This is a genomic window from Streptosporangium sp. NPDC003464, assembly GCF_053588315.1.
This window is the reverse complement of the sequence record NZ_JBSFPS010000274.1, coordinates 1-13,268: the sequence shown is the minus strand read 5'-3', so window position 1 is coordinate 13,268 and position 13,268 is coordinate 1. Positions and strand designations below refer to the sequence as shown.

Sequence of the window (13,268 nt, the reverse complement as noted above, 5' to 3'; positions counted from 1 at the left end):
GTCATGATGTCCCCTTCCGTCGCCGTCCGGCACCGGCGACGTGGAGATCGGCCGGCGATCCGCTGTCACGACGCCTGATCACGACCGCTCCGGCCCGGCCTCCCGACCCGATCGGACAACAGCGATGGAGGTAATAAGGTTTACGGCCTATGTTCAGGAACGTAAAGCGTTGTGACCTTAAATCCGTTGTGTGGGTTCTTGCCCTGAGTATTTCAGCTTCGCTGCTGGTCGGGAGCAGTGCCTTGCTGAGTGGTCACTTCGCGCCGGACCCCGGCGGGACCGCGGCGGACCCCAACCGGTCCGCACCGCCGGCGGCCCCCCTGCCCGAGGTCTCGGTGACGCCCACCCCGCCGCCGGAGCCGTCGGCGTCACCGGCGCCCGAGCAGACGTTCCTGCTGGCCAACGGGCGGCGGCAGCCGCCGAGGATGACGGTGCCGGGATCGGCCGGCGGCCGCTACGTCGTCGCCCCCGGCGGCGCCCGCCCACCCGCGGGCCGCACGGGCAAGGTGATCCGGTACATGGTCGAGGTCGAGCACGGCCTGCCGTTCGACGCGCACGAGTTCGCCGACGAGGTGCACCGGATCCTCAACGACCGGCGGAGCTGGGGGTTCCGGTTCCAGCGGGTGGAGCGCGGCCCGGTGAAGATCAGGGTGTCGCTGTCCAGCCCCGCGATGACCGACCGGCGGTGCCGGCCCCTGATCACCATGGGCATGCTGTCGTGCTGGAACGGCGGGCGGGCGGTCATCAACGCGGTGCGGTGGAACAGCGGCGTGCGCGGTTACGGCCGCGACGTCGCCTCCTACCGTGAATACGTCATCAACCACGAGGTCGGCCACGGTCTCGGCCACGGCCACGAGCCCTGCCCGGGGCCGGGCCGGCGGGCCCCGGTCATGCTCCAGCAGACCAAGTCGCTGTACGGCTGCCGCCCCAACGCCTGGCCGTCGCCCCGGCGCTGAGGGGCTCAGTCCGCGACGGCGGACCGCCTGGCGCAGTGGGCCCGCAGCTCGCCGATCAGCTCCCGGACGGCGACCGAGTCCGCCATCTCGGAGGTGGTCACGTAGCCCACGCGCCGGACCGTCCGGGCTACCGTACGGCTTGCGGAACCGACGAGAGGAACCCTTGATGACATCCGACGGTGACTACGGAGTGCCCGGCTCGCTGGCGAAGGTGCTCGCCGACGTCGCCGCCGAGCGGGTGGCCCAGGACGCCATGTGGGGCATCCAGGACCTCGCCGACGGCACCGGCCGGGAGGGCGCGGCGGCGGCCGAGGAGGCCAAGGAGGACGTCGCCGCCGCGGCCCGCGAGGGCCGGCTCACCTGGCGGCACATCCTCCAGGAGGAGGTGCTCGAAGCCTTCGCCGAGACCGACCCGGACGCCCTGCGCACCGAGCTGGTCCAGGTGGCGGCCGTCGCCGCCAAGTGGGCCCAGGCGCTCGACCGGCGCGGAGGACCCCTCCCCCACCAGGTGAGGAAGGCCCGCTTCCGCGTCATCGTCGACGTCCACGTCGTCTTCGCCCGCGACGGCGCCGTGCTCCTCGGCCGCCGGTCCGGCACCGGATACGCCGACGGCCTGTGGCACCTGCCCAGCGGCCATCTGGAGGAGGGCGAGTCCGCGGTGGCCGCCGCGGCCCGCGAGGCCCGCGAGGAGGTGGGCGTCACCGTCGAGCCGGACGACCTCGTCTTCGTCCACGCCATGCACCGGGCGCCCGAACGGGTCGGGCTCTTCTTCGCCGCCGCCCGCTGGAGCGGCGAGCCGTACAACGCCGGACCCGACAGGTGCAGCGAGATCGCCTGGCACCCCCTGGAGGCGATCCCCGAGGACACCGTCGACTATCCGGCGGCGGCCCTGCGCGCCGTCGCGGCCGGCCGGCCCTTCGCCCTGCACGAGTGGGACTGAGCGCGGCCGGGCCGGGACCGGCGGGACACGGCAGAGGACGCCTCCACCCCTACGGCGGGTGGAGGCGTCCCGTTCCGGGGATGCCCGCGGGCGCGTGGGGCGTCCAGGCGTCCGGGACGCTCAGGACACCGGAAGCTCAGGCCCCAAGGGCGTTTTGAGGAGGCGGGAGGTTCAGGGCGGAGGGGCCGGGGGTGGCCCCTCCGGGCCAGGCGGCGAGGGAGTCCGCGAGTGGGGATGTCCGCGTCAGGCGGCGAGGGGGTCCGCGTGCGGAGGCGTGCGTCGGGCGGCGAGGGGGGCCGCGTGCGGAGGCGTGCGTCGGGCGGCGAGGGGGGCCGCGTGCGGGGCGTCTGTCAGGGAGTGAGGTTGACGTAGTAGCGGGAGTAGCCGTTCATGTCGACCAGGCGGGTGCCGACGGTCCTCGCCGCGGTGCTGCCGATGTTGAGGCAGGAGTCGAACGCGGTCTGGTAGACGTAGATCGGGCCGTAGGGGCCGGTCCAGACGGCCCCGTTGGCGGCCTCGGCGTAGAACGCGGCGTAGCGGTTGTTGGTGTTGAGCACGTGGGCCTCGCCGCCCGGGTCGATCGCCCACCAGCCCCGGGTGCCCCACTGGCCGTAGTCACGGCAGCCGTCGGGGCTGTAGAACATGATCGCGACCCACACCTTGGAGGTGTAGCGGTTACGGAAGTGCAGCTCCATGCTCTACTCCTCCGGTTCCGTGAACCGCTGGGCCAGCGGCCTGTCGTCGATCGCCTGGTCGGCCAGGGGCGGCAGGTGATCGTCGGCCCCCGCGGCGACGGCGATCCGATCCGCCGTCCCCACGCGCGCGCTCACCTCGCCCGTATCGGCCGCTGTGGTGTCCGCGAACGCCACCCGTGGATCGGGCAGACGCTCGGTGCCGTTGTCCGGCATGTGGCTCAACTCCATTCTTTGAACGCGTTGAGTGACTGACCAGAAACCTACAGTAACAGTCAAGGCGTGTAAAGAGTCGAGTAAAGTCAGCGCGGACGCGGAAGGGGCGCCGCCCGGTCGAGCGCCGGACGGGCCGCGGTCGCCTCGGTCACAGGACGGCCACGGCCGCTCCGCCATGGGGCGGAGGGCCGTGGCGGGGCCCGCGCCCCCGAGCAGGGCGCGGGCTGTGGTCGTGAATCAGAGCCGCGTGATCCGCACGGCGTCGGCGATGACGTAGCCGACACCGGAGGTCCAGCGGCTCACGCCGACGACGTTGTAGTCACCGGCGTTGAGCGAGAAGGTGCCGATGTTGCGCCAGCCTCCGCCGCCGGAGCGCTGGTCGACGTAGACCGTCTGGTTGCCGCCGGAGGTGGCGACGATGTACGGCGCGGAGCTGTTGTAGCCGGGGTCGGCCGGGTACCAGGCCTCCACGCGGTAGGTGCCCGCGCTGGGGATGGCCGCCCGGTACCAGGCCGGGTCGCTGGCCGCCACCGGGTCGGCGAAGCGGTAGTCCGTGCCGTACCGCTGGCCGGAGTAGGTGGAGGTGCCCCAGTTCGCGCTGGCCGTGAACTTGCCCGCGGTGGTGTTGTCGACGGTGACGGACCAGGAGGTGCCGCCTCCGCCGGTCACGTACTGCATGTACTTGTTCCAGTCCCAGTACTGGCCCGGGTCGGTGTGGGTGGCGCCCGGCACCTGGTTGTGCCCGATGATGTGGGTGCGGTCCTTGGGGATGCCGTACTTGTCGCAGATGGAACGGGTCAGCGCCGCCGAGGCGCGGTACATCGCGTCGGTGAACCAGGAGGCGTCGCTGACGTAGCCCTCGTGCTCGATCCCGATGGACCTGGTGTTGTAGCTCCAGTTCCCGGCGTGCCAGGCGACGTCTTTGTCGCGCACCATCTGCGTGACGGCGCCGTCGGAGGAGCGGACGACGTAGTGCGCCGAGACGCTCGCGCTGGGGTTCTGGAACCAGGAGATCGTGCCGGCGTAGGAGCCCTGGGTCACGTGGATGACGACCCGGTCGATCGCGTAGCTCGACGGACGGCTGGAGGCGGTGTAGTTGGAGGAGCTGGCGGCCACCCAGCTCGCGTTGGGGTAGTCGGGGCCGGCGGCCTGGGCGCTCAGGTCGCGGGCCTGGGCGTAGGCGCCCCGGTCGGCCTGCACCTCCTGCGGGGCGACCTGCACCCCGGCCGCCTGGATGCCCCTGCCGAGCAGGTCGTAGACGGCGTCGGCGTACAGCCGGGCGACCTCGGGGGTCGAGGCGTTGCCGTACTCGGCCACGGCCTGGTACCACCGCCCGGCGTCCTTGCGGGCGGCCTCGTCGAGTCCGAGCCCGTCGGCGAGGGAGCGCAGCACCGCGGCGCCGCCGAGGACGTTGGCCGCCTCGTCCGTGCGCAGCTTCTTGACCGCTTCGCCGGTGAGCTCGGCCGCCTTCTCCAGAGTGTGGGTGGTCGGGTTGCTGACCAGGTGCATGACCCCGTAGCCGCCGCTCGCGCTCGGCTTGCCGCCGTGCCCGTCGAGGTGGGTCTCGGCGTAGGCGAGCGCGACGAGCAGGTCGCGCGGGACGTCGTAGGCGGCGGCCGCGCGGGCGAACGCGTCGGCCAGGGGGTCGGCCGGAGCGGCGCTCGCCGGGCGGCCGGCGAGGACCAGCAGGGCGGTGAGGAGACAGGTGGTGATGGCGGCTAATCGGGTCCGGGCGAACGTCATGGTCGCTCCTCGATCGGGGGGTGCCAACGGCTGCACAGTAAGGGCGTTTCATGACATATGTCGATAATTGACATTACTGATGAGTTGGATGAAAATTTCCGCCCTCGCCTCCGGGCCGGGACGGCGGCCCGGATCCGGCCGGCGTGAAGACTATTGCACTTTTGCCGGAAAGCACTGAAGCTTTCCTTCTGTGACGACGTATCGAGCGGGCTCGACGTGTCGGCCCGTCACCATCGGTCGTATTGCCGCAGCAGCCATCGTCCTCGTTCTCACCGCGCTCACCGGCGCCGTCGCGCCCGTGCCGGCGGCCGGCGCCGCCGCGGCCACCCCCGCGGGCGGTACGGCCGGCGCCCTCGCCGCCTGCCCCACCGATCCGGCGACCCCCAAACGCCAGCTCCGCGCGATGTGGATCGCCAGCGTGGCCAACATCGACTGGCCGAGCAGGACCGGCCTGAGCGTGTCGGCGCAGCAGGCCGAGTTCCGCGCCTGGCTGGACCTGGCGGTGCAGAAGAACATGAACGCCGTCGTCGTGCAGGTCAGGCCGACGGCCGACGCGTTCTGGCCCTCGCCCCACGAGCCGTGGTCACAGTGGCTGACCGGCACCCAGGGCGGCGATCCCGGCTACGACCCGCTGGCCTTCATGGTGAGCGAGGCGCACGCCCGCGACATCGAGTTCCACGCGTGGTTCAACCCCTACCGCGTCGCCAACCACGACGACCCCACCCGGCTGGTGGCCGACCACCCGGCGCGGCAGAACCCCGGCTGGCGGTTCGCCTACGGCGGCAAGCTCTATTACAACCCGGGGATCCCCGCGGTCCGCGAGTTCATCGAGGGCGCCGTCATGGACGCCGTCACCCGTTACGACCTCGACGGCGTGCACCTCGACGACTACTTCTACCCCTATCCGGTCAGCGGCGAGACGATCGCGGACGCGTCCACCTACGCCCAGTACGGCGGGGGGTTCGGCAACATCCACGACTGGCGGCGCAACAACGTCAACCTGCTGGTGAAGGAGCTGGACCAGCGGATCCACACGGCCAAGTCCTGGGTCAGGTTCGGCGTCAGCCCGTTCGGCATCTGGCGCAACGCCGCCACCGACCCGCTCGGCTCGCGGACCTCCGGCATGCAGTCCTACGACGCCATCTACGCCGACACCCGGCTGTGGATCAAGCAGGGCTGGGTCGACTACGTCGCGCCGCAGATCTACTGGCACATCGGGTACGCCGTCGCCGACTACAAGGTGCTCACCGCCTGGTGGGCGGAGACGGTCAAGGACACCGGCGTCCAACTGCTCGTCGGGCAGGCCGCCTACCGGGCCGGGGCGGCCGGCCAGGACGCGGCCTGGCAGCAGCCCGGCGAGCTCACCGCGCACCTGAGCTACAACCGCCAGCACCCGGAGGTGGCCGGCGACATCTTCTTCAGCGCCAAGGACGTCCGGGCCGACCGGATCGGCGCCGTCTCCCAGATGGTGGCCGACCACTACTCCAGGCCCGCCCTGATACCGGCCCACGGCACGGCGGCCGCACCGCCCAGCCCGTCGATCACCTCGGCGGTCCGGACCGGCGGCGGGGTCTCGCTGTCGTGGCAGCGCGGCGGGTCGAGCAGCCCGACCTCCTACGCCGTCTACCGGGTCGGCGGCGCCCAGACGACGGACCCGTGCTTCTTCGCCGACGGCCGCAACCTGCTCAGGACGGTCCGCGGGACGTCCTTCACCGACGCCACCGCCGCGGCCACGGGCACCTACACCTACTACGTGACGGCCATGGACCGGCCGCACCACGAGAGCGCGCCGAGCGCGGGCCAGGTGGTCGCGGCCACCGGCCCGTTCAGCGTCGTCGTCGACAACGCCGACGCCGGCTTCACCGCCGGCTCCGGCTGGGGCACCTCGAGCTTCTCAGCGCAGCGCCACGGTGCCGACTACCGGTTCGCCGACCCCGTCGCGGCGAGCGACCCGGCGTGGTTCCGGGCCCAGATCCCCAGCGCCGGCAGCTACCGGATCGAGGTCTGGTATCCGGCGAACGCCGGCTACAACAGCGCGACGCCGTTCATCGTGGCGGCCGGCGGCGGCAACCAGGTGATCAACGTCGATCAGCGCGCCGGCGGCGGCCAGTGGCGCGTCCTGGGCACCTTCACCCTCTCGGCCGGCACCTACAACGTCGTCGGGGTGAGCCGCTGGACCTCCACCGGCGGTTACGTCATCGCCGACGCCGTCCGCATCACGAAGACCTAGCACTCCAGCGGCACCGCGCCCGTACCGATCAGGCAGGTCTCACGCCGCGGAACGAGCGCCGGTAGCTGTCAGGCGGGACTCCGACGATCCGCTTGAACTGGCGTCGAAGTGTCGTGGCGGTACCCATGCCGGCGGCGAGGGCGACCGCCTCGATGCTCTCGTCGGTCGCCTCCAGCAGCTCCTGGGCGCGGCGTACGCGCTGGGCCAGGAGCCACTGGATCGGTGTCTGTCCTGTCACGGCCTGGAACTGCCGTCCGAGGTTGCGCGGGCTCATGTTCGCCTTCCGCGCCATGTCCGTCACCGTCAGCGGCTGGTCCAGCCGCTGCTGGACCCAGGCGAGCAGGCCGACGAGCACGTGGTCGCCGGTGACCTGCATCGGCGTGGCTACGAACTGGGCCTGGCCGCCGGGCCGGTGCGGCGGCATGACCAGGCGGCGGGCGACCGAGTTGGCGACGGCGGCGCCGTGGTCGAGGTGGATCAGGTGTATGCAGAGGTCGACGGCGGCGGCCTTCCCCGCGGCGGTGAGCACGCTGCCGTTGTCCGTGTACAGCACGTCCGGGTCCACGACGGCCCGCGGATGGCGGGCACTCAGCTCCGCGGCGTGAGCCCAGTGCGTGGTGGCCCGCCGGCCGTCCAGCAGGCCCGCCGCGCCGAGTGCGAACGCCCCGGTGCAGAGAGAGGCGACCCGGGCACCCGACTCGTGGGCGGCGCGCACGGCTTCGAGCAGTTCCGGCGGCGGCGGATCGTCGATGTCCGCGCACGCGGGCACGATCACGGTGTCGGCGCTGGTCAAGCGCTCCAGCCCGTGGTCCGGCTCGACCGTGAACGGGCCGATCCGCACCGGTCCGGGCCCGCAGAGCAGTACCTCGTACCAGTCTCCCGTGGCTTCGCCCGGGGGCGTGCCGAAGATCTCGTAGGCCACTGCCAGCTCGAAGTGGAGCAGGTGACCGGCGGTCGCCAGCGCGATGGTATGCATGTCCGAAAGTGTATGGATGATGTCGTTCCGGACTCTCACGGTCACCTTCCCCGTTCGGCCAGAGTGGCTCCTCGGAACATCGAGATCTGGAGAGTCATGAGTGCATCGGATGCAGTGGTGGTCTACGGAGCGACAGGGCACACGGGGCGCTTCGTCGTCGCCGAGCTTCTCCGGCGCGGCTTCGCCCCTGTCGTCTCAGGCCGTGACGCCGCCCGGTTGGAGGCACTGGCCGAGGAATGGGGAGAGGTGACGGTGCGGCCGGCCGCGGTGGACGACCCGGGCTCCCTGGACCGGGCCCTCGCCGGCGCGGCGGCGGTCGTCAACTGCGCCGGACCGTTCGCGGTGACGGCGGGCCCCGTGGTCGAGGCGGCCTTGCGCGCGGGGATCCCGTACGTCGACGTCGCGGCGGAGATCGAGGCGAACGCTTCGACCTTCGCCGACCACGCGGAAGCGGCTCGGAAGGCGGGCGTACCCGTGGTGCCGGCCATGGCTTTCTACGGTGGGCTGGGCGACCTGTTGGTGAGCGCGACCATGGGGAGGTCGACCGCCGCGGACGCGGTGCACATCGCGTACGGGCTGAGCGGCTGGCACCCCACGGCGGGGACCCGGGCGGCGGGTCAGGTGTCCCACCAGCGTCGCTCGGGCCGTCGGGTGCGGTTCAGGGACGGCGCGCTGGAGTATCACGACGACAAGGTGTCCGAGCAGGACTGGCTCTTTCCGGAGCCGCTGGGACGACGGACGGTGATCGCGGAGTTCACCATGGCGGATGTCGTCACCGTCCCCAGCCACCTGGCCGTGCCCGAAGTCCGCACCTACATGACCGTCGAGGCCGCGAGGGACCTGGCCGGGGAGGACACGCCGGAGCCGGAGGCGGTCGACGCCCTGGGGCGTTCGGACCAGACCTTCGTCGTCGACGTCGTGGTCTGCGCCGACGGCGCCGAGCGCCGCGCCACGGCCCGTGGCCAGGACATCTACGCGGTCACCGCGCCACTGGCGGTGGAGGCCGTCCGGCGGATCCTGGCGGGGCACACGCGGACGGCGGGCGTGGCCTCGGCCGGCGCCATGTTCGACGCGGCGGACTTCCTGCGGGCGCTGGCTCCGCACCTGTCGGTCGAGCTTCCGCGCTGACCGGGCCGCGGCCTCTGCGCGGGCGTCCGGTCCTGTCCGGTCCCGGGTCCCGGGGCCACGCCGGGACGGGGCGGGTCCGCCGGTGAGGCGGCGATCATCGCAACTCCTGGTTGCTTTAATATGAGCGCGACAGGCAGGTGCCGGCGATGGAGCAGCCAGGAGGCGCGATGGAACCGGAGTCCCTACCGGCAGGCCGGGAGCGACCGATCGGGCGCGGCCCCAAGGTGCGCGCCGCCGTCCTCTCGGCGACGCTCGCCGAGCTGGCCGAGACGGGATACGCCGGCCTGACCGTCGACAACGTCGCGCAGCGGGCCGGCGTCCACAAGACGACGGTCTACCGGCGCTGGAAGGACCGCGAGGCCCTCGTCCTGGACGCGCTGACCGAGCAGGTGGCGGCGGACATCCCCATCCCCGACACCCACGCCGTCGAGACGGACCTGCGCGAGCTGGCGCGTTCGCTCGTCAGGATGCTGACCAGCCCCGCCGACCGGGCCGTCACGATCGCGATGTTCTCGGACGCCGCGCGCGTGCCGGAGATCGGCGACGTCAAGCGCCGCTTCTTCGCCGACCGCTTCCTGCGCGCGGAGCCGGTCGTCACCCGTGCCGTCGAACGCGGCGAGCTGCCTGTCGGCACCGACCCCGCCGAGCTCCTCAAGACCCTCATCGCGCCGATCTACCTCCGGCTGCTGATCACCGCCGAACCCGTCGACGAGACCACCGCCGACCACGCGGCGCAGGTCGCGCTCGCCGCCGCGCGCGCCGGCGCCCTCCACCCCGCGGGACGGGAGCGGTCCTCCCCGGCGGCCGGTCGGAGCCGGTGAGCGGAGCCGGGCACACCGGCACGGGATCCCCGCGCCCGGGGGCTCACCTCGGCCTGGTGCGGTTGCTCCACTTCGGCCTGCGGAACAGGTCGCGGCGCTCCAGGAGGTAGGCGAGCTTCGAGGCCGTGATCCGGACCGTCTCCTCGTGCCGGTGCCGTTTCTCCGGGACGACGGCGCTCCAGCGTTCGAGCAGGCGGGCCATCTCGTCGGCGACCTCGCCGATCACCCGGTAGCGGGTGCTGAAGGCGTAGAGGTCGCCGTGCACCTCGTTGACCAGGTCCTCGTCGACCCGCCGGGCCAGCGGTCTGATCTTCTTGAGGATGTCGGCGTCCATCGCCGGGGTCACCGGGGCGCGGCGCGCGTCGCCCTCGGGCACCATGATGAGCGCCCGGATCCGCGTGACGGCCAGGGCCCGTTCGGGCTGCGGGGTCGAGGGGTGCTCGGCCAGGTCCAGAAGGCGGCGGAGGGTCTCCTGCGTCCTGTCGTCGAACATGGAAACCCATCCCGCCCCTCGCGCATGCCGTAAAAGTGCGATCACATGCTATTCGACCGGGCGGCGTCCGCTCGGCCGCCTCAGGGCTCGGCCAGCACGCAGCGCGTGCCGGTGTAGATGGTCGGCATGCACCGGTTGCAGTGAATGCACCGGGAGGCGGTGGCCCGGTCCCGCTGGATCCGGATCGGCAGGTCGGGCTCCATGAGCAGCGCCCTGCCCATGGCCGCGAACTGGAAGCCCTCCCGCATGGCCAGGTCCATGGCCGGGCGGCCGGTGATGCCGCCGAGCAGGACCAGCGGCATGCGCAGGGCGGCCCGGAAGCGGCGGGCGTCGTCAAGGAGATAGGTCTCCCGGTAGGGGTAGGTCCGCAGGAACCGGCGGCCCAGCAGCCGCACGCCCAGCCGCTGCGGCCGGGGGAAGACCCCGGCGAACTCCCTGAGCGGGGCCTCCCCCTTGAACAGGTACATCGGGTTGAGCAGCGAGCTGCCCGCGGTCAGCTCGATGGCGTCGAGGCCGCCGTCCTCCTCCAGCCAGGCCGCGACCTGGAGGCTCTCCTCGGGCACCAGGCCGCCGCGTACTCCGTCGTCCATGTTGAGCTTGGCCAGGATCGCGATCCGGTCGCCCACGGCCTCGCGCACGGCGCGGGCCACCTCGCGGGCCATCCGGGCGCGGTTGGCCAGGCTTCCGCCGTAGCCGTCGGCCCGGCGGTTGAGCCGGGGGCTGAGGAAGGCGCTGACCAGGTAGTTGTGCCCCAGATGGATCTCGACGGCGTCGAAGCCCGACTCCGCCGCGAGGAGCGCCGCCTCGGCGTGCGCCCGCACGACACGCTCGATGTCCGTCCTCGTCGCCGCCCGGGTCATGGTCATGCCCATCGGGTTGAACCGCCGGGTCGGGGCCAGCGCGGGGAGCCGGTTGGAGGCCGGGTTGGCCACCGGACCGGCGTGGCCGATCTGCGCGGAGACGGCCGCCCCCTCGGCGTGTACGGCGGCCGCCAGCCGGCGCAGCCCGGGGACGGCCTCCGGGCGCATCCAGATCTGCCGGCGCTCGGTGCGCCCCTCGGGCGCGACCGCGCAGTAGGCGACGGTGGTCATGCCCACGCCGCCGGCGGCCGTCCGGCGGTGGAACTCGATCAGATCGTCGGAGACCAGCGCCTCGGGGGTCCGGCCCTCGAAAGTGGCGGACTTGATCAGGCGGTTGCGCAGGGTGATCGGCCCGAGCTTCGCGGGGGCGAAGACGTCGGCCACGGTTCCGGCCATGAGTCACTGTTTACCAAACAAGCGCTTGGATTGCATCAGTCCGGCCGGTGACGGGTGCGGCGGGGGCCGCCCTCGTAGAATGAATCGGCGACACATATTGTGCGCAACACATCATCTGCGCCGCGCATCCGGACCGCGCCGCGCGACCGGATCCGGAGGGGTGGCCGCCACATGCCGAACGAGGACCGCGACCGGCTGATCCAGCGGGTGGTCGCCGACAGCCGCAGGCACTACGCCGCCTACACGCTGTTCAACCAGGCCCTCGCCGAGCACCTCGGGCTCCATCCCACCGACCTGCAGTGTCTCAGCCTCCTCTCGCTGGAGGCGGAGCCGCTGACCACGGGAGAGATCGCCAGGCTGACCGGCCTGACCTCGGGGTCGGCCACCCGGCTGGTGGACCGGCTCGACCGGGCCGGGCTGGTGGTCCGGCAGAGCGACCCCGGCGACCGCAGGAAGACGCTGGTCTCCCTGGCCCCCAGGTCCGTGTCGGAGGTGGACGCCGCCTGGGAGACCCCCGGCGAGGCGTTCCTCACGGCCCTGGACGACTTCACCGACGAGCAGCTCGCCGTCATCGGCGACTATCTCCGCCGGGTCTCCGCGGTCGGCGCCGAGCAGGCCGCCCGGCTGGCCTCCGCCCGCGGCTCCGGCCGCAAGGGCTCGTAGCGCACGCCCCCGCGGAGCGGGGCCAACGATCGTAGAGCATCGGAGGCCCCGGCTCACCGCCATCATCGAATCCGGTATCCGGCGGGCTCTCCAGCCGGCTTTCTATCGCAAAACCCGACTTTTCGCCTTTCCAGTGAATACAGTCCAGCGTTATCGGGCGGTGACCACCCTTCACAGAAGGGCGGAGGCGAGTGGACGGGGTGGCGGGCGGCCATGGATCCGATCGGTGACGATCTGCTCAGAGTCATGGAACCGGAGCTCGGATACCGGGAGCGGGCCGGTCAGCACACCACGTTCGGCGAGTGGTATTCGACCAGCGTCGTCCAGGACCCCCAGTACAGGACGGCCCCCTGGTGCGACATGGTCATCGCCTGGGCCGCCGACAAGGCCGGCGTCGCGGACTTCGTCGGCCAGTTCGCCTGGACGCCCTCCCACGCCCGCTGGTTCGAGACGCGGGGCGCCTGGTCCGGGGAGCCGGAGCCGGGGGCGCTGGTCTTCTTCGACTGGTCGGGCGGCAAGGACATCAAGGGCATCGACCACGTCGGCGTCGTCGAGCGGGTCGACGGTGGAACGATCCACACCATCGAGGGCAACGTCGACGGGGTCTGGCTGAGACGCAAGACGCGCGACGAGAGCAAGGTGGTCGGATACGGGCTGCCGCGCAAGGTCAAGGAGCGCCTGACCGGGACCTCCTCCGGCGAGGCGGGCCTGGCGGGGACTCCCTCCAGCGAGGACGCGACCGTCCCGCAGGCAGCCGGGCGGATCGAGGTCCGCCCGGCGCCCGCCCCCGGCGCCGTGGCCGCCGCCCGCCCGGGTACGCCGGCGATCCCCCTGGAGACCGCGCCGGTCGCGGGGGTGCTCCTGCTCGTCCTCGCCGCGACGCTCGTCCTGGCCAGACGCCGCGCACGCACCCCGGCCGCCGGGCCGCCCGCCGTACCGGCCGCCGGACGGCACCGCAGACAGGGCCCGGGGACGGGCACGGTGACCGGACCGGACGCCGGCCGGCCCGGCGGAGCGGCCACACCCGGGACGGCCGCACCCGGAGCAGACGGTGACCGGCCCGGCCGGCCCGCCGGAGCGGCCGTACCCGGACTGCACCCTCACCACCCAGACCCAGAACAGGAGCGCAGCATGACCACCACGACCATGCACCC

The 13,268-nt window shown here is 72.4% G+C and carries 13 protein-coding genes; 7 read left to right on the top strand and 6 right to left on the bottom strand.

Features of this window, described 5'->3' with window-relative positions:
• The first annotated feature begins 242 nt into the window (after nucleotides 1–242).
• Together ACWDS7_RS39670 and ACWDS7_RS39665 are read left to right on the top strand one after the other, a co-directional pair.
• A complete protein-coding gene (locus ACWDS7_RS39670) occupies nucleotides 243–956 on the top strand; it encodes a DUF3152 domain-containing protein (protein WP_451933461.1) in 714 nt (237 codons plus the stop codon).
• A 166-nt stretch (nucleotides 957–1,122) separates the two neighbouring features.
• Complete coding sequence (locus tag ACWDS7_RS39665; RefSeq protein WP_451933460.1) at nucleotides 1,123–1,896, top strand: NUDIX hydrolase; 774 nt, start codon at nucleotides 1,123–1,125, stop codon at nucleotides 1,894–1,896.
• A gap of 350 nt (nucleotides 1,897–2,246) precedes the next feature.
• Here the strand turns inward: ACWDS7_RS39665 and ACWDS7_RS39660 are convergent, their stop codons facing one another.
• From ACWDS7_RS39660 to ACWDS7_RS39650, 3 genes are all read right to left on the bottom strand, one after another.
• Nucleotides 2,247–2,591: a DUF1036 domain-containing protein gene (locus ACWDS7_RS39660; protein WP_306869863.1), complete on the bottom strand. Its 345-nt coding sequence runs from the start codon at nucleotides 2,589–2,591 to the stop codon at nucleotides 2,247–2,249.
• A 3-nt stretch (nucleotides 2,592–2,594) separates the two neighbouring features.
• Nucleotides 2,595–2,804, bottom strand: a complete 210-nt coding sequence (locus ACWDS7_RS39655) for a hypothetical protein (protein ID WP_399965493.1) — start codon at nucleotides 2,802–2,804, stop codon at nucleotides 2,595–2,597.
• Between the two features lie 237 nt (nucleotides 2,805–3,041).
• A complete protein-coding gene (locus ACWDS7_RS39650; protein ID WP_451933459.1) occupies nucleotides 3,042–4,547 on the bottom strand; it encodes a golvesin C-terminal-like domain-containing protein in 1,506 nt (501 codons plus the stop codon).
• Nucleotides 4,548–4,737: 190 nt separating this feature from the next.
• On the opposite strand from ACWDS7_RS39650, the gene ACWDS7_RS39645 reads away from it, so the two are divergent.
• Entirely contained in the window at nucleotides 4,738–6,777 is a 2,040-nt protein-coding gene (locus tag ACWDS7_RS39645) for a family 10 glycosylhydrolase (protein WP_451933458.1), read from the top strand.
• Nucleotides 6,778–6,805: 28 nt separating this feature from the next.
• Here the strand turns inward: ACWDS7_RS39645 and ACWDS7_RS39640 are convergent, their stop codons facing one another.
• Complete coding sequence (locus tag ACWDS7_RS39640) at nucleotides 6,806–7,753, bottom strand: helix-turn-helix domain-containing protein (protein WP_451933457.1); 948 nt, start codon at nucleotides 7,751–7,753, stop codon at nucleotides 6,806–6,808.
• A 96-nt stretch (nucleotides 7,754–7,849) separates the two neighbouring features.
• On the opposite strand from ACWDS7_RS39640, the gene ACWDS7_RS39635 reads away from it, so the two are divergent.
• Both ACWDS7_RS39635 and ACWDS7_RS39630 read left to right on the top strand, forming a co-directional pair.
• Nucleotides 7,850–8,881, top strand: coding sequence for a saccharopine dehydrogenase family protein (locus ACWDS7_RS39635; RefSeq protein ID WP_451933456.1), 1,032 nt, complete (start codon nucleotides 7,850–7,852; stop codon nucleotides 8,879–8,881).
• A gap of 146 nt (nucleotides 8,882–9,027) precedes the next feature.
• Nucleotides 9,028–9,702: a TetR/AcrR family transcriptional regulator gene (locus ACWDS7_RS39630; RefSeq protein WP_451933455.1), complete on the top strand. Its 675-nt coding sequence runs from the start codon at nucleotides 9,028–9,030 to the stop codon at nucleotides 9,700–9,702.
• 43 nt (nucleotides 9,703–9,745) lie between these two features.
• Here ACWDS7_RS39630 and ACWDS7_RS39625 read toward each other — a convergent pair whose 3' ends face one another.
• Both ACWDS7_RS39625 and ACWDS7_RS39620 read right to left on the bottom strand, forming a co-directional pair.
• Entirely contained in the window at nucleotides 9,746–10,195 is a 450-nt protein-coding gene (locus ACWDS7_RS39625) for a hypothetical protein (RefSeq protein WP_451933454.1), read from the bottom strand.
• A gap of 80 nt (nucleotides 10,196–10,275) precedes the next feature.
• Nucleotides 10,276–11,451, bottom strand: a complete 1,176-nt coding sequence (locus ACWDS7_RS39620; RefSeq protein WP_451933453.1) for an NADH:flavin oxidoreductase — start codon at nucleotides 11,449–11,451, stop codon at nucleotides 10,276–10,278.
• Between the two features lie 171 nt (nucleotides 11,452–11,622).
• Between ACWDS7_RS39620 and ACWDS7_RS39615 the strand changes: the two genes are divergently transcribed.
• Together ACWDS7_RS39615 and ACWDS7_RS39610 are read left to right on the top strand one after the other, a co-directional pair.
• Nucleotides 11,623–12,114, top strand: a complete 492-nt coding sequence (locus ACWDS7_RS39615; RefSeq protein ID WP_451933452.1) for a MarR family winged helix-turn-helix transcriptional regulator — start codon at nucleotides 11,623–11,625, stop codon at nucleotides 12,112–12,114.
• Between the two features lie 213 nt (nucleotides 12,115–12,327).
• Nucleotides 12,328–13,268 (top strand): CHAP domain-containing protein (locus ACWDS7_RS39610; RefSeq protein WP_451933451.1); only part of this gene is annotated, 941 nt, incomplete at its 3' end.